Origin of the sequence: Chitinophaga agrisoli, assembly GCF_008386695.1 — a bacterium.
GTDB lineage: Bacteria > Bacteroidota > Bacteroidia > Chitinophagales > Chitinophagaceae > Chitinophaga > Chitinophaga agrisoli.
Genome location: NZ_VUOC01000004.1, coordinates 1,390,111 through 1,408,076 on the forward strand (window position 1 = coordinate 1,390,111; position 17,966 = coordinate 1,408,076).

A 17,966-nucleotide genomic window follows, 5' to 3' on the forward strand; every position below is an offset into this window, starting at 1 on the left:
GATAGTACTGACAGCCTGCTACTTATGCTAAATACCTCCCGGCGGTATAACCGGGTCTGCTGATCTGTTCAACGGATATGGAAAATGATCACGTGGATGACCGGCGGGTTTTCCTGTCTGCCGGACAAGCAAAGCTATCAAAATATTGACAAAAAAAACAAACAAAATCTACATAATATATTGACTATCAGCAATTAAAAGCACGTATCAATACGCTTTAATGACATATACGCCCGCTAAGCGCACCGTGAAATCCAACCGCTTAGATCAGGTGCCATCAGGGGGTTAATACGCTTAAATATCATTCATCTGCAGCCCCACAAACTACCTTTCTATCGTAAAAAACCCTATATTACAGTCACTATTTAATTCCGTTAGTTACTGTCCTTTCCCAATTACCTCTGGATATACCACTGTAACCCAAATTAGCACTCGCATGCTGGTAAGTAACAAGCACTTTACCCCGGTGATAGGGCTCGACATTCACATTGTAATCCTGCTCGGTTTCCCCATCCCACTCCCCCATCCGTATATCGGATTTGTGATCGATCCTATGGATTACATCCCGTTCATAGGCGCCACTACCAAGATCAATCATGTGCCCCGCGGCAAAAGCGATACCTCCGGTATCATCATCATCCTTTTCCATATTCCGATGGGCGGCCCTTTTTTGCTGGCCCCAATGATCGGCCATGACTCCGTGAACTTCTTTGGCAGTCAGAAGGTGAAGGTGGAAGGTAACCTGATGAGCCCTTCCGGTCATATGCTGATGACCTGTAACGATATTGGCATCCCTTTATCCCTGCAGCCTGGCAAAAAATTCAAGCCCATCCCCAGTATGTACCTGCCTACCTCTTTTTCCATACCGCTTTCCTTTGGAAAGCCGGTGATGGTAGGCGGCCCTTATGTACCGGACTGGTCCGGGGCCTTATTGAACCTGGTGGCTTCTTTTGGTTTTGGCGCGCTCATGAAAGGGCTGGGCAAAGGCCTGAAGAAGCTGGGGAAAGCCGCCAAGAAGCTAAAGAACCGCATTGCTGATTTCAATCTTGCCCGGCAGGCAGAGCTGGGCGGCAGTGATAAATTAAGCCGGTTCCTGTGCAAACTGGGCTTTGAACCGGTAGACCTGGTGCAGGGCATTGTTATCTATGATGGAACCGATTTTGATCTGCCCGGCCCTATTCCGCTGAAATGGACCCGTTCCTGGAATAGTGACAGCAAACATCATGGCCCGTTAGGCCATGGCGTTCACCTGGGTTATGATATACGCGTGCTGGATTTTGCGGACGAAGACGCCACCGGCGTATTACTGGGCGATGGCCGCAGCGTTATATTTGACCGTTTACCGTATCCCGGCGACAGTGAATACCACCGTCCGGAAAAACTGACGCTGACCCGCACCGATCTGGATGAATACCAAATGTTTGATCACCGGGAACGGCTGTTCTATCATTTCCGCAGGCTGCATCCGCTGGATCAGGAATACCGCCTCTATGCCATCCGTAATGAAGCTGGTTTTATGATCAGCTTCCATTATAACAGTAAAGGACACCTGTTACAGATAATTGACAGCGCCGGCCGGCATCTGCACGTTGAAAATGACGGAAAAGGCCGGATCCTGCGGGTAACTGTGCACCATCGCGGACAACAACAACTGCTCATACAATATACGTATAACGAAGCCGGCGATCTTTGCGGCATTACCGATGCGCTGGATCAAACCACGCGCATCCGGTATCTCAACCACCTGATGGTAGAAAAGACGGACCGCAACGGACAAAGCTTCTACTGGGAATACGACAATAAAGGCCGCTGTACCCACACCTGGGGCGATGGCGGTATCCTGGAAGGATGGCTCGAATACTATCCTGAGAAAGGTTATAACCTGGTAACCAATTCCCAGGGAGAGACCACCACTTATTACTACACGCCGGATCACCTGGTTACCCAGATAAAAGACCCATTGGGGAACTCGCGCTTTACAGAATATACTGATGATCTTGAAGTGTACCGTGAAATAGACGAAGAAGGCAATGTAACCGGTTATGCTTATGATGAACGGGGCAACCGCACCCGTGTGGAGCAACCCGATGGCAGCGCCTATACTTTCAGCTTTGATGAGGAAGACCGGGTTATACTGGCCACCGATCCACAGGGCGGCAGCCGCGCTTATATCTACTACCGGAACGAAAAACATAAAGGGCTGGTGCATACCATTACGGAAGCAGATGGCAGCATCAATATCTTCCGTTACAACGCGCAGAACCTGCTGAGTAAGGTGGAAGATGAGCAGGAACGCAGCACCCTGCTGGAATATGATGAAGACCATAATCTCGCTGCGCTTACCTTGCCGGATGGCGGGCGCGCCAGCTGGGCATACGGGCCCTGGGGGTATTGCATAAGATCCAGCAACCCGCTGAAACATGAGCAACATTTCCGTTACGACGCCCTGGGGCGTACTACAGAAGTGTTCCTGGCCGATGGCAACCATATCAAACTACAATATAATGCCTATGAAAAAGTAGTACAGGCCAGGGATAAACACCACCATGTACATTACGAGTATACGCCGCTGGGCAGCATGAAGATGCGTGAAGAGAATGGCGCTAAGATGCATTTCCTCTATAACAGGGAAGAGCAGCTCACAGGGCTGGTGAACGAACATGGGGAGATGTACCGCTTTAGCCGCAATGGCCGCGGCGATATTATCCAGGAAACCGGTTTTGACGGCCTCACCCGGCACTACCAGCGCGATGCGGCGGGTAAGGTGATCAAAGTACAGCGCCCCGGCAAACGGTGGACGGAATATGAATATGATTACAATGGCATGCTAACCCGCGCGGAACATAATGACGGCAGTTGGGAAACCTTTAGCTATGACCGTAATGGCCAGCTCATAGAGGCCATCAATGAACATAGTACGCTTACATTGCAGCGGGACGTAATGGGCCGTATCATACAGGAATCGCAGGATGGTCATACGATCCACAGCAGGTACGACCGCGATGGCCGGCGCAGCCATATCAAAAGCAGCCTGGGCGCAGACATACAACTGGAGCGTAATGCCACCGGCGACATCACCGGTATCCGGGCCGGGAACGATGCGCTCCATAGCCCCTGGACGGCGCATGTAACACGTAACCTGCTGGGACTGGAAATAGAGCGCACGCTTCCCGGAGGCGTTAAAAGCAGCTGGACCTTTGACAATGCCAGTATGCCGGCCAGCCATGTAGTGAACAGCGGCGGGCGCAACACCCGCCAGCGTTATTACCGCTGGGACGCCAACCAGCAGCTGAAACAGATCACCAATGCCCTTAGCTCCGGTACAACAAAGTTCGGATATGACGATTTCGGCAACCTGGCCTGGGCACAGTATGAAGATGGCGGCTATGATTACCGGCTGCCGGATAAAGCCGGAAACCTGTACAGGACACAAACAGCAAAGGAACGTAAATACGGCCCGGGCGGCAAGTTGCTGGAAACACAAGACGCCCGGTTCATATACGATGATGAGGGCAATCTTATCAAAAAACTGACGACGGCGGCGCCGGTTGGCAACGCCACCTGGGAATACGAATGGTATTCGAATGGCAGGCTCAAAAAAGTGCTGCGCCCAGATGGCAGGGCGGTAATATTCCGTTATGACGCCCTGGGCCGCCGTATAGAAAAACAGTATAATGGCCGGCTTACACGCTTTGTGTGGGATGGCGATGTACCGCTGCACGAGTGGGCCTACCCGGCTAATGAACGTCCCGTGACCACCGTAGATGAGCTGGGCGGCATACAGCAGGACCACCTGGAACCTGTACCACCGGCAACGCTTGCCACCTGGGTATTTGAAGACGGCACGTTTGCGCCGGTAGCAAAGATCGTTGATGGCAAACAATACAGCATTATCACGGATCATCTGGGCAGCCCCTGCGAGGCATATAATGAGGAAGGGGAAAAAGTATGGGCTGTTGAGTTGGATATTTATGGGAAGGTACGTAAGTTAGAGGGAGACGGACAGTTAGTGCCATTCAGATACCAGGGGCAATATGAAGATGCGGAAACGGGGCTGTACTATAACCGGTTCCGCTACTATAGCCCGGACGAAGGCGTTTATCTGAGCCAGGACCCCATCCGGTTGGAGGGCGGTACCACCTTGTACGGTTATGTACTGGATATTAACAGCTGGGTAGACCCGATGGGTCTTAATAATGTGAGCACAGGCGCCGGCAGGGATCATGTCACCTATCGCGGCGTAAAAGGCGGTAAGCCATATACGGGCTACGCCAGCGCGCCAAGTAGTGAAAACCTGACGCCGGAACAGATCGTTTCAAGAAGGTACAACGGCAACTTTGACGACTTTGGCGGCCGCCCGCCCACCCCGGTTTATAACGGCACCGGAGAAGACGGGAAGAAAACAGCCAGGGGCCTTGAGCAACATTACTACGAAGAAGATGTGGCGGCACACGGCAAAGAAAATGTTGCGAACAAGCAGAATCCTGTGGGAGAAAACAATCCCAAAAAGGCTGCCTACGAGAAGGCCAAAAATGACCATCTTGGCCTGCCAACAAAAGGTTGTCCGTAAGAACAAAAAAATATACATAAAACGTAAGTACCTAATGGCAAAAATTCTTTGGAAAGAAAATCAGGTTTTAAGCATCGAGACGAGACCCGGCATTTTTGTTTTGGCACAGATGATACACGAGCCATATCTTATGGTCTATAATATTTTCCGCGACAAGGAAGATTGGGAAGATGTGCAGCTGCAGGATGTACCCACGTTATGTTGCACTGCCGTAACCAGGCAGTTCCTTTCAAAAAGCGTGATCACCAAACCAAAGGTGAAACCGGCAGTACATACAGACCTGCCCAAACGCTGGATACAGGAGAACCCGGAAAGCTTTAAGGTAAAGGTATGGGAAGGAACGCCGGATGAGAAGGAGTTCATTACCCTGGGCAAAGGAGGCGGCAGTCTGATAGAAAAGGATATTACGAAACAGGGATTCCATCAGCCTGCTATCGTTATCCCAAAAATTTCATTTTCAGATGATGAAACGATCGACCATCATGAGCTGACCAATATCCGGATCTATGCGGAATTTAATGAGCGCCTGTACCTCTGCTATAAATTTGGCAGGAATGTAGATCCTTTAAAGGACCTGATCTTTGGGCGTCCCCTTCCCCCGGAATACAAACAATACATTGATATCATATCTTCATGAGCCGGTTCGCCGGGTCCCCATGAGGATCAATATGCTTTTAACTTTAGCACCATGAGGTTGATCAGTAATTGCCAGCAGGCGCTTTACTGGTCAACCTTAGCTGTCAACCAAATATCCCCCCTGATGAAAAAGACCATCCTGCTATTATTGCTCACTGTTCCCGTTCTTAAAACTACCGCTCAAACAAGCTATCCCGCACCCGTAGAAGGTGATTACAAGGTGAAGGATTTTACCTTCCAAAGCAAAGAGACGCTGCCGGAAATGAATCTTCATTACTACACCATTGGACAACCACAGAAAGATAAAAATGGCCAGGTGCGCAATGCGGTGATCATCATGCACGGTACCACCGGCTCCGGCAGGCAGTTCCTGAGTGATCTTTTTGCCGGCAACCTGTTTGGCCCGGGTCAGTTATTGGATGCTACCAGGTATTATATTATCCTGCCGGACGGTATAGGCCATGGCAAGTCAAGCAAACCCAGTGACGGCATGCACATGAAATTTCCGAAGTATACTTATGATGATATGGTAAAGGCAGACTACCTGCTGCTTACGCAACACCTGGGCGTAAACCATCTCCGGTTGGTGATGGGCACCTCCATGGGAGGTATGCATACCTGGGTATGGGGTTATATGTATCCTGATTTTATGGATGCGCTGATGCCGCTGGCCAGTTTGCCCGTGGAGATAGCCGGCAGGAACCGTATGATCCGTAAGATGGCCATTGACATGATAGAAGCGGATCCCGCATGGGAAGGCGGAGAATATACCAGCCCACCCAAACTGGGGCTTACGGGCGCTATCTCTTCCCTTATATTTATGACAAGCAGTGGATGGCAAATGCAAAAGGCCGCCCCTACCCGGGAAAAAGCGGAAGAAAACCTGGCCAGGATAAAAAGCCGTTATCTTGCCGCGCTGGACGCCAATGATATGATCTATGCTTTCGACGCTTCCCGTTATTATAATCCGGCTCCCTATCTGAGCAAGATCAAAGCGCCTTTGTTTGCCATTAACTCCGCAGATGACGAAGTAAATCCGCCAGAACTGGGCCTGATGGAGCAGGAGATCGGCAAAGTGGCAAAGGGCCGTTATATACTGATCCCTACGTCTGATAAGACATCCGGACATGGCACGCATTCCAATCCTACTATATGGGGAAACTATCTGAAGGAGTTGCTTGATATGCCCATAAAGAAATAGCAGGTAAACTACAAGGATTTACAGCCATATTAATGGAATATTATCTAATTTCGTTATATCAAAAGAAAATAGTGACCCTTATAAAGGCCTTAAAATAAATATCCCTATACAAAAAACGCAAACATGCATCCCGGAGTTTTACTATCACCCCGCATGAAGCCCTTAGTCATGCTGCTTTTGCTTGTTACCTGTTTTATGATGCCGCCGGCCCGTGCGCAAATGCGCCAGGTGTACCTGGATGAGCTGCATGAAAATAACCACCTGAAGAAAATCAGTTTTTATAGCCCATCAGAAGGGTATGTGGCATTTACTGACTGGATAGGTTATACACAGGACAGCGGCAGAACCTTTATAAAAAAATACGTCACCATCAGCAATGTTAACTTCAACGGCTACAGCGTAAACCTGACCTTTGGTTTTAGCATTAACGGCGTAAAGGCGTTTAGCCGCGATACGATAATTGCCTATGGCGACTATGGCTTTGTGCCGGCCATATTATATTCTACCGATGCGGGGAGTTCCTTTAAGCTGATCTATCATTCCCAGTTCAGTCCTATACAGCTAAGTACCGGTATCATGGATATGGCGTTCTCCCCTACCAACAGTAATATTGGTATAGCGGTAGATGCGGACAGGATCTTACAGACTACCGATAAAGGCCTTACCTGGACGGCTCAGCGTTATGAGCAGCAGGCTCTTTTTACAGGGGTTGATGCGGTGAATTACAGGCTGTTTGCCTATAATACCGGCACTGCGTATTATGATAGCAGGTTATTGGTTTCAGATGATGATGGGTATAACTGGAGCAGGGTGCAAATTCCCACCGGCATTATCAATGCCCTTGACTTTATTACGGCAGACAAAGGCTGGATAAGCGTAGACCAACAGGGCGCGCTGCTGCTATACTATACCTCCGATGGCGGCAATACCTGGCGGCAGATGAACGATCCTGAAATTACGCCTTTTAGCTGCCGTAAAATGCAGTTTATAAACGACAGTACGGGGTATGCTGGTGGAGGTCTCTACCAGACCCTTAAAACCACCGACTCTGGTAAGGTCTGGGAGCGCCTGCCCCGGTCTACCACCTATGAGTACCTTAATTATGGCCATGAAGACCTGCAATGTATGGGCACTGCACAACTATGGGCCGGCGGCGGCCATGGCTACCTGGAGCTAAGCACCAATGCCGGCGGCACGCCTATACCTGTGGCCCTGTTTAAGGCGGATACTACCGGTGAGGCGGCCAGCCATGTGGTGCACCTCAACAACCTGTCGAAAACCACTTACCAGTACACATGGATAAAGAACGGACAGGTGATCAGCAATGCCTATAATACTTCGTATACCCGTGATATTAATCGCCTTGCTGATACTATTCAGCTGGTGGTAACTAACGGCAGTCATAGTGATACAGCGGTGAGATATGTAAGATATTATCCCGTTACGCAGATAAGCTCCTTTACCCCGGTTACCGGCGGTAAGGGTACAACTGTTACCATAAAGGGCGTACACTTTAGTGATGCCGCTGGCGTGAGCTTTGGCGGCGTGAGCGCTTTTTCATTCCAGGTGGATGCTGATACAGCGATCACTGCGGTAGTAGCAGATGGCGCTTCCGGCGCTATAGTGGTAACAACGCCTAACTCTACGGCGTCCAAAGATGGCTTTACATTTGTGCCACCGCCGCATATTAGCTCCTTTACGCCTGTTGCGGCAGCAGCAGGTACAACGGTGACCATTAACGGCGCCAATTTTACGGGCGCTACGGCGGTAAGCTTTGGCGGTACGCCGGCAGTCTCTTTTAACGTGGAATCAGCCACCCGCATCACCGCGGTAGTGGGCGCCGGTACTTCCGGCAAAATAGCGGTAACAGCATCCGGTGGTGCAGATTCGCTGGACGGGTTTGCCACCCTACCGGTGATCAGCAGCTTTACGCCCACTACCGGTACACAGGGCGCTATTATCACCATTAGCGGTACCGGCTTTGATGCGGTTACCGGCGTTAGTTTTGGCGGCATAGCGGCATCATCATTCCAGGTAAATTCACTTACCAGCATTACAGCGGTTGTAGGTCCCGGCAGCAGCGGCGCGGTGGTGGTGAGCAAGGCGGCGGGCAATGCATCGCTGCCTGGCTTCACTTATTTTACGCCGCCGGTTATTACGGCGGTTACGCCTGCCAGCGCTCCTGTAGGCAGCACTGTTATTATCAGCGGCAGCCATTTTAATACCACGGCCGCCGGTAATATCGTATACTTTGGCCCGGTACGGGCTATTGTAAACGCCGCTTCCGCCACTTCGCTTTCTGTAACGGTGCCGGCCGGCGCTACTTACAGCCCGGTAACGGTAACGGCTAATGCGCTCACCGCTTACTCGCCCAGGCCTTTTTCCGTTATATTCTCCGGCGGCGGGGCTATTACATCTTCCTCGTTTGCGACACGCACTGATAATCCTTCCAACGACCAGCCGGAAGCCCCCTATGATGTACAGTTAGGGGATTTTAATAACGATGGTCTGTCTGATATGGTGGCGGCCAACCTGGCCGGATATACCATAAGCGTTTGGCAGAATACGGGCTCCGGCGGCGCCATGCGGTTCACCGGTGTTCAATACGATGCCGGTAATGGGCCAACCCATTCCGCCATTGGCGACCTGGATGGGGATGGCCTGCTGGACATTGCCACCGGTAGCCAGGACGGTACTACTTATCTATTCCGTAATACTACCACCACCGGCAACGCTATCACTTTTGAAGCAACGACCCCGGTGTACGGCAACTTCGCAATTATAGCAGACCTGAACATGGATGGTAAGCCGGATATAATAACCGGCAGCAAGATCTACCGCAATATCTCCTACCCCGGACATATTGCTTTTGCAGCCGGCGTTCCTTTTGAAGGCGGCCAGGTAATGACCACTGCTGACCTGGATGGCGACCGCAAACCGGACCTGGTGATGATGCAAACCATCGGCGACGTGATATCTGTAGCAAGGAACACCAGCACGGTTGATAATATTTCTTTTGCCGCCCCTATCTACTATGCTTCAAGATACCCTTACAGCGTAGTAGCAGGGGATCTTGACGGAGATAACAAACCAGACCTGGCTGCTGTAAATGCTAATGGCTCTGAGCTGTACCTGTTCAGGAACACCACCACAGGTGTGGGCAACATCAGCTTTGCCGCCCGCCAGGACATACGCGCCAATGACGGCCCATCGAACCTGGCCATGAATGATCTGGATGGCGATGGTAAGACGGATTTAGCAGTAGTGACCGGGATAAATAACCTTTCTGTTTTCAAGAATATCAGCAGTACAGGCAACATAAAACTGGCGCCCGCCGTGAACTACGCTACCCCCACCGTTCCCGACGGCATCGCTATTGGCGACCTGAATGGCGATGGTAAACCGGATATAGTCACAACTGCACAGGGTGATGACATGCTATCCATATTTACCAATAACGTGCAGGCAGAACCGTATATAGGCGGTTTTACGCCTAATATTGCCGAGCAGGGCACCATCGTTACCATTACCGGCCATAACTTTACCGGCGCCACCGCGGTAAGCTTTGGCGGTATTGCCGCCGCAACGTTCACGGTAATGAATGATACGCTCATTACTGCTACGGCAGGAGCCGGCCAGTCTGGCGATGTAAGCGTAACAAATACCCATGGTACCGGTATCCGCAGCGGGTTTGTGCACGGCCGGCCACCACATATTGCTGCTTTCACCCCGCTTTACGGCCCTGTTGGCACGCAGGTGACCATCACCGGCGATCATTTCAGCAATGGCGCGCAGAATAATACGGTCTATTTTGGCGGTGTACAGGGCGCCATTGTATCGGCAACAGCTAATACCATTGTGGTAAAAGCGCCGGCCGGGGTCACCTATCAACCCATTACCGTTACCAGCAGGGGGCTTACCGCCTATGCCGCGCAGCCGTTCACAATCACCTTCCAAAGCGTTGATACAGTATTTACAGCCGGCAGTTTTGCACCCCGGATAGGTTATCCGGGTGGTATTGATGGTTCTATCGCGGATTTTGATGGTGATGGCAAGCTGGATATTGTGCACTCCCGCTACTCAAACACTTTAGGCATACTACGCAATACCGGCACACCGGGTAATATCTCCTTTGCGCCACTTACCGAAATGCCAACAACTGGTGAAGCCAGGTATTCGCAGGCGGGAGACCTCAACGGAGATGGCTTGCCGGACCTGGTTACGCAAGCCAGCAGCAATACCATTGCTGTATATAAAAATACCAGCACCAGGGGCGCCATATCGTTTGCCCCCGTAGCAGATTATGAAGTAGATCCTTCCAGGGCCACCACCTCAGGTATTTCCATTGCGGACCTGGATGCTGATGGGCGCCCGGATGTTACAGCAGTTAACTACTACACCCAGTCGTTAACGGTATTGCGTAATACGGGCCTTAACGGCAACATTGGCTTTGCGCCGCGTATTAACTATGATATCGCCGCCTATGCAGAAGATGTGGATGTTGCAGATATAGACGCGGATGGTAAACCCGATATTATAATTGTTGGCAGCGATAGCGTACTTATATACAAGAATATCAGTATTGCCGGTACGATCCTCCTGGAGGCCCCGCTAAAATTTGCCGCAACCGCTGCCACCGCTGTGGAAACCGGCGATATGGACGGCGATGGTAAACCAGACCTGGTAATTTCCAGCCACAGCAAAAATGCGGCGCTCATCCTCAGGAACATCAGTACGGCCGGCCATCCCTCCTTTGCAAGCGCCCAGGAATTCCCGGCAGGATCAATGCCGTTTGATGCAGCGCTCACGGACCTGGATGGGGATCACCGGCTGGATGTGGTAAGCGCCAACCTGAGTGGCAATCTGATCTCCGTATTCCGGAACATCAGCACAACAGGCCATATAGCACTAAAACCCAAAACAGACTATACCGTAAAAGACGGCCCCGCGTTTACGGCGATGGGCGATCTGGATGGCGATAGCCTGCCTGATATTGTTGTTTTCCACAACAGCGACAATATATCCATATTACGTAACCAGGCCAGCAGTGCCATTGGTATCACTACCTGCGCCGGTATTGACACCGTCTTTACAGCCCGCCGGCTGGGTACACAGCACCAATGGCAGTTGAATACAGGCAGCGGTTACGCGGATATCAGCGATAACGTCAATTTTACCGGCAGCACAACCGCCAGCCTGCACCTGCACCAGCTACCTGCCAGCTGGGATAAATACTCCCTGCGCTGCCTGGTGAACGGCAGTGCGGATATAGCCTATGTGCTTACCGTAAGAACAGGCGTATCGCCAGAAGTGGAGCTCAGCTCATCTCTTAATACCATCTGCTCCGGTATGCAGGTTACGTTTTATGCCAATATTACCAGCAACGGAGGAGAATATCCCTCATATGCATGGCTGGTGAATGGCAAAGAGGTAGCCGGCGCTACCGATTTCATGTATACAACAGACAGCCTGCGGAATGGCGACCAGGTAGCTGCAGTGGTGCAAAGCGATGCCGTATGTGTGAGGAACAGGGATACCAGCGCGCCCATTGTAATGGTGGTAAACCCCATTGTACGCGCCAGCGGCCATATAGATGCCCCGGACAAACTGCCGGTGAATGACTATTATGTGATAACGTTTACCGGGACGCCGCTGCCCCTCCGGTCGGAGATAGCATTGTATGAAAGCATTGATAACGGACCATTCGTTTACGCAGGCTATAGTAATTACTATTCTGGCGGCCCGCTTGATGCATATCTGGACGGCAGCAACACGCCTGTCACAAAGAGATACTTCTTTGCTATCACACCAAGTGATACCACGTGCATACGGAATGGCGTGAGCGATACGGTGACGATTAGTATTGAAGTGGAACATAAAGTTACCGTGCCCATGTGTATAGATGGCAGCACCACTATCACCTCCAACGCAACAGGTACCCATTTTGTATGGCAGCTGAATGTAGGCAACGGTTACTATCACGACGTGGGGGAGGATTCTCACCATGAAAACTCAAATACCCGCACGCTGATGCTGAAAAATGTACAGCCTTCCCTGAATGGATTTAAATACCGCTGCGTGGTAGACGATATACCGGAAGATACCGTATATGCCCTGCAGATAAATACCGAACTGCCTACGCCCGTACTGGCAGTGGATAGGTACAACCTTACGGTAACCACACCATATGATAACGAGGTTGGCTATATCTGGCAAAAACAGGGTGGACAGAATGTTTGGACAGATATAGTGCCGGCAGAGAACAAGCCTGCCCTTATAGTGAAAACAATGGGCACTTACCGGGTAATGGTGAACAGCCGCAGCTGTACCGTTGTTTCCGCGCCGCAGCCGGTTATAATAACGGCGGTACCTGCTGATCCCAATGTAGTGGCAGGCGTACATCTTTATCCCAATCCGGTAACAAACGTATTAACGCTTGATCCGCTTAAACTGAGCGATAAATGGGAAACGCTGGATATTATGAGCATGGATGGCAGCCTGCGGCTGGCTTCTTATAACATAGCCGGTAAAACCAAAGCCACGGTGTATGTTAATACATTGACCAGTGGTTATTATCTGGCGGTGTTGAGAAAAAAGGATGGTAGCGCTACCGTGTTAAGGTTTGTGAAAATGTAACGGCGATCGTTGAATTTTATATGAGTGCCGCGCCTCCGGGTGCGGCACTACCCCTTCGCCTGCAAAAACCGCCGTCCGGACAAAAATAGCAGCAACGCCAGCACCAATAGCCCGCCGGTGGTCATGACCACCGCCATAGTCAGGATGGATTTCTCAGATAATGCGCTTATTAAGGCAGACGAACCAGCCCCTACCATCATCTGCATGGAGCCCATTAACGCAGAAGCATCCCCCGCATCCTTATCCATGGGCGCCATTGCCAGGCTGGATGTATTGGGAGAAATAAACCCTAAACAGGCTAACAGTGCGGCAATAAAACCTATAGTAACTGCCATGTTGTTTAATCCGGAAAAGCACGCGATAATAAAGATCAGTCCTATCCCTACCTGTATGGCGGCCGCTGTAAGGGCAATATTATGCATCTTAAACCGCTTTAGTGCCAGGTTGTTAAGCTGGCTTGCCAGCACAATCCCCATTGATATGGACCCAATGATCCAGCCAAACTGTTTTTGCTCCATATGAAAATGGTTCAGGAATACGGATGGCGCGCTGGCAATGTAGCCGAAAATACCTATAGAACACAACGAACCTGCCAGGGTGTAGAACAGGAACTGACGGTTGCGTAACACCTCCCCAAAACTTTTGAGAATGAATCCCGGTTTAAGGGATACCTGCGGATCCGGCTCATGGCTTTCCGGCAACAGATAGTAAATGCCCGCCAGTACGATCAGCGCCAGTATGATCACCACCGCAAAAATGTACCGCCAGCCAAATGTAGCTGCTATATAGCCGCCGGCCGTTGGCGCTATAAGCGGCGAAACAGATGTTACCAGCATCATCATGGAAAAGATCTGGGCGTTCTTTTCTACCGGAAAAAGATCGCGTACGATGGCGCGGGTGGCCACCATGCCTACGCATCCGCCAAGCGCCTGGAATAAACGCGCGGTAATGAGCAGGCAAACGGATGTTGAAAATGCACATGCGGCGGCTGCCAATATGTATATTATCAACCCTGCATAGAGCGGCCGTTTCCTGCCAAAGCGCTCCAACAGCGGACCGTAAATGAGCTGACCTGCGGAAATACCCGCAAAGAATACGGACAGGGACAAGGTCACTTTGGATATTTCTGAATGCAGGTTACTTGCTATATCCGGGAATGCCGGTAAATACATATCAATAGATAGCGGCCCAAGCGCCGTGAGCAGCCCCAGTACAACTACTACCACAGCCGTACTAACAGATTGTTTTCTTTCAAGGATCAATGTTTGCATTGCAGGTAAATTATAGTGGTTTAAAATGTAAAGTGGCGTTTAAACCGGTGTACCGCACAGGCACAAAACTCTGCTTTTAAACAAAGACCGTAATTAAGTTTTCTTAAGTTTTTAGGAAATAGGAGATGATAGATTGGAAAGGGGCTAACTCCTGACGAAAAAAATTGCATAGCGCCATAAAACTAAGATTTCTTAAGTTTTTTGGTTGCAGGAAACCTGAGTTTTGCGATGTCGGGAATTAACCGACAGCAAACTTTAAAAACAATTATCCTAATAAAAACTAATAGAACATGAACACACAACCCTCAAAGCTTACAGCTGACAACTCCCTGGTAATTCTTATTGACCACCAGCCTGGTTTATTGATGAACAGCAAGACCACGGAGCCGCTGACAGTCAAGAACAATGTGGTTGCATTCGCAAATGCCTTAAAAGTGTTGAATGTCCCCATCATTCTCACTATGCAGAGTCTTGGCGGTTTTGGCCCCATCATCAAAGATCTGGCGAATGCGTTGCCGGATCTGACTCCTGTTGACAGGACCATTATTGATGTCTGGCAAGAGCCTGCCATCCGCAAAATGATAGAAGATTCAGGCAAGACCCACATTATCCTTGGCGGCATCACGTTAGAGGTATGTGCTATGTTCCCCTCGCTTTCCCTGCGTGAAGCCGGCTACCAGGTGTATACAGTAATGGATATCTCCGGCAGCCAGAGCGCCGATATCGAAAAATGGGCATTACAGCGTTTGGTGCAGGCAGGCGCTATCCCGGTTAGTTTTACCGCTGTGTTAATGGAAATGCTGGCAGACAACGCCCATCCTCAGGCAGGCGCCGTTTATGGCGCATTAAGCGCAAGCTGGGGACTGCCTGCTCTCCTGGCAGAATACAACAATTGATCTATATAAACAGGCAGCTACCAGATAGGGAGCTGCCTGTTAAATACTACAGCATGCTCACCAGTTCTGCGATCCGGTTAGAGATACCAGTTTCATTATCATACCAGGATACTACCTTTACCAGCCTGCCAATGGCCCTGGTGAGCGTACCATCCACAATAGAGGAATGTGTGTTGCCAATAATATCTGACGATACCCATTGCTCTTCCGTATACTCTAAAATGCCTTTGAGCGAATTATCAGCATAATGTTTCAGCGTCTCGTTCAATTCCTTCGCAGACACTTCTTTCTTCAGGTTAATGGCCAGATCGCTGATGGAGCCATCCACTACGGGTACCCGGTAAGAGAAACCATCCATTTTTCCCTTTAATGCAGGCAACACCTCACTAATGGCCTTTGCGGCGCCGGTGGTGGTGGGAATGATGGAATAAGTGGCCGCGCGGGCCCTCCGTAGATCACGGTGCGGCGCGTCCTGCAGGTTCTGATCAGATGTAAAGGCATGCACGGTGGTCATAAAGCCGGTTTCAATGCCAAATTCCTTATCCAGGATATACAGTACGGGCGCAATACTACCGGTGGTACAGGAGGCGGTAGAATAGATTTCATCCCCACCTATATTTTCGTCATTTATACCGCGCACAATGGTTTTAACGCCGCCGGTGGCCGGGGCAGTGATCAGCACTTTTTTTGCGCCGGCATTAATATGGGCCTGCGCCAGCTCTTTACTGGTGAACCTGCCGGTGGATTCAATCACCACGTCAATATCCAGCTCCTTCCAGGGCAGACCGGCGGGATCTTTTTCGCTGAACATGCGGATCTGTTTCCCATTAACCCCGATAGCGCCTCCTGCTACGGTTACTTCGCCAGGGAACCGGCCGTGTATCGTGTCATATTTCAGCAGATGGGCCAGGGTGGCCACATCTGTAAGGTCATTGATGGCTACAATTTCTACCTGGCTTTTGTTTTGCAGCGCACGAAGGGTCATCCGGCCGATACGGCCGAATCCATTAATTGCAATTCTCATGTCTATTGATTTTTAACCACGCGGCTTACCGCCACGTCTTAATTGATTGGATTATATGTATAAGAGAGATCTCAGGAGGAAGATGTCCGGAAGGTGCGGCGATAGTTCGAAGGTGTTGTCATTAAATGCCGCAGAAACGTTCTCCGCATGGAGACCAGTCCGCCAAGACCACATTTTTCCGCGATATGTTCCAGGCCCAGGTCCGTGTCTTCCAGGTATTTGCGCGCAGATTCCACCCTGAACTTCTCGATATATTTAGCGGGTGGCAGGCCCGTTTGTTTATGAAAGACCCGGGTAAAATTCCGGGGGCTCATGCTCAGGTAGTTGGCTAAACGCACCACATCCAGCGGCTCATGTAAATGCTCATTTAACCAGGGGCGCAGTTTTTGCGCGAGCGCGGAGCTCTCAAATACCGGGAGTAAATTGCCAAATTGCAGCTGGCCGCCCGGCCGGGTCAGAAATACCACCAGCCGCCGGGCTACCGCGAGGGCCACCTCTTTCCCATGATCCTGCTCTACAAGGGCGAGTGCAAGATCAATGCCGGCGCTGGCGCCGCCGGAAGTATAAATTGGCCCGTCCTGGATGTGAAAAGCATCGCTATCCACTTTTACCAGGGGATAGCTGCTCTCTAACCGCTGACACATTTCCCAGTGGGTAGTAGCCCGCCGGCCGTTCAGCAACCCTGCTTTTGCCAGTGAAAAAGCGCCGCCGCATATGGACCCGATCCTCCGGGTATGTTGTTTTTCCAATTTTGCGAGCCAGCGGTAAAACTCCGCATACTCCGCACTGTCCATGTTTTGAAAATCGTTGCCGGCCACCAGTACCGTATCCACCGGTCCTTTAATATCAAAAAAACTATGCCTGCAGTTGATCTCCATACCGGAGCTACTGATCCCCCTGGTCTTCCGGGTGGGAGATACAATGGACACATCGTAACCATGTGATGAGCCGGCGCCCATCAAAATCCTGTCTGCAAGGTTAAAGACATCATATGGCCCCGCAACATGCATCACGAAATTGGAGGGCATCATCACGATGATGACCCTTTTTCGTGCCTGCACCGGGCTTATCTGTATTTTACCGCCCTTCATACTGCTAAATTACGCCAAAACCTCCCTGTCACAAAGGACATAAATTATACAGTTTAGGCCATTATCTAAAACTGTTCCTGCGCCCCCTCCATTTTTCTCAGGGATTTATGCGGTCAGTTTCTGCATTTAATATTATCTTAGTAACTAAGATATTTACCAGATAAGATATATCGATGAAAAACGACCTACTCACACAGATAAGGAAACTCAGCCAGGCATATGCCTACACCTCTATCCAGATGCATGAAGCCGTGGGCAGGAAGGCCGGCCTCTCAGGAACAGACCATAAGTACCTGGGCTTTCTTATGCAAAAAGGACAAATGACAGCCGGCGAGCTCTCTACCCTCACAGGTCTTACTACAGGCGCTGTTACGGGTTTAATAGACAGGTTTGAAAAGAAAAAACTGGTGAAAAGACAATTTGCGGAAGACGACAGGCGGAAGGTGATCATCAAACCTAACACAGATAAAATAATGGCGCTGTTAGCTCCGCTTTATAAGGAATTCAGAAGCAAATCAGCAAAATTGATGGCCTCGTTTTCTGATAAGGAGCTCAAGGTGCTGGAAGCCTATTTTTCCAAAGCCATTGAAATAATGGACGAAACAACGAATAAACTCAACAGCAAATAAATCATAACCTAT

General features: G+C 50.3%; 9 protein-coding genes. 6 read left to right on the forward strand and 3 right to left on the reverse strand.

Going from position 1 to position 17,966, the window contains the following annotated elements:
• Window positions 1–436 precede the first annotated feature (436 nt).
• From F0L74_RS24580 to F0L74_RS24595, 4 genes are all read left to right on the forward strand, one after another.
• Window positions 437–4,570, forward strand: a complete 4,134-nt coding sequence (locus F0L74_RS24580) for an RHS repeat-associated core domain-containing protein (protein WP_149840560.1) — start codon at window positions 437–439, stop codon at window positions 4,568–4,570.
• A 34-nt stretch (window positions 4,571–4,604) separates the two neighbouring features.
• On the forward strand, window positions 4,605–5,207 hold the full coding sequence (locus F0L74_RS24585; RefSeq protein WP_149840561.1) for a DUF8309 domain-containing protein: 603 nt from the start codon (window positions 4,605–4,607) through the stop codon (window positions 5,205–5,207).
• A gap of 123 nt (window positions 5,208–5,330) precedes the next feature.
• Window positions 5,331–6,407: an alpha/beta fold hydrolase gene (locus F0L74_RS24590; protein WP_149840562.1), complete on the forward strand. Its 1,077-nt coding sequence runs from the start codon at window positions 5,331–5,333 to the stop codon at window positions 6,405–6,407.
• 153 nt (window positions 6,408–6,560) lie between these two features.
• The gene (locus F0L74_RS24595; protein WP_188316144.1) at window positions 6,561–13,043 is read left to right on the forward strand and encodes an FG-GAP-like repeat-containing protein; all 6,483 of its coding nucleotides are present in this window, start codon (window positions 6,561–6,563) and stop codon (window positions 13,041–13,043) included.
• 47 nt (window positions 13,044–13,090) lie between these two features.
• Here the strand turns inward: F0L74_RS24595 and F0L74_RS24600 are convergent, their stop codons facing one another.
• The gene (locus F0L74_RS24600) at window positions 13,091–14,314 is read right to left on the reverse strand and encodes a multidrug effflux MFS transporter (protein WP_149840564.1); all 1,224 of its coding nucleotides are present in this window, start codon (window positions 14,312–14,314) and stop codon (window positions 13,091–13,093) included.
• A 290-nt stretch (window positions 14,315–14,604) separates the two neighbouring features.
• On the opposite strand from F0L74_RS24600, the gene F0L74_RS24605 reads away from it, so the two are divergent.
• Window positions 14,605–15,210, forward strand: coding sequence for an isochorismatase family protein (locus F0L74_RS24605; RefSeq protein WP_149840565.1), 606 nt, complete (start codon window positions 14,605–14,607; stop codon window positions 15,208–15,210).
• Between the two features lie 46 nt (window positions 15,211–15,256).
• Here F0L74_RS24605 and gap read toward each other — a convergent pair whose 3' ends face one another.
• Both gap and F0L74_RS24615 read right to left on the reverse strand, forming a co-directional pair.
• Window positions 15,257–16,234 carry a type I glyceraldehyde-3-phosphate dehydrogenase gene (gene gap, locus F0L74_RS24610; RefSeq protein WP_149840566.1) on the reverse strand — a complete coding sequence of 326 codons (978 nt, stop codon included), beginning with the start codon at window positions 16,232–16,234 and terminating at the stop codon, window positions 15,257–15,259.
• Window positions 16,235–16,305: 71 nt separating this feature from the next.
• Window positions 16,306–17,325 (reverse strand): GlxA family transcriptional regulator, encoded by a 1,020-nt coding sequence (locus F0L74_RS24615; protein ID WP_149840567.1) that lies wholly within the window; start codon window positions 17,323–17,325, stop codon window positions 16,306–16,308.
• Window positions 17,326–17,498: 173 nt separating this feature from the next.
• Here F0L74_RS24615 and F0L74_RS24620 point away from each other — a divergent pair, with 173 nt between their 5' ends.
• Window positions 17,499–17,954, forward strand: a complete 456-nt coding sequence (locus tag F0L74_RS24620; RefSeq protein ID WP_149840568.1) for a MarR family winged helix-turn-helix transcriptional regulator — start codon at window positions 17,499–17,501, stop codon at window positions 17,952–17,954.
• The last annotated feature ends 12 nt before the right edge of the window (window positions 17,955–17,966 follow it).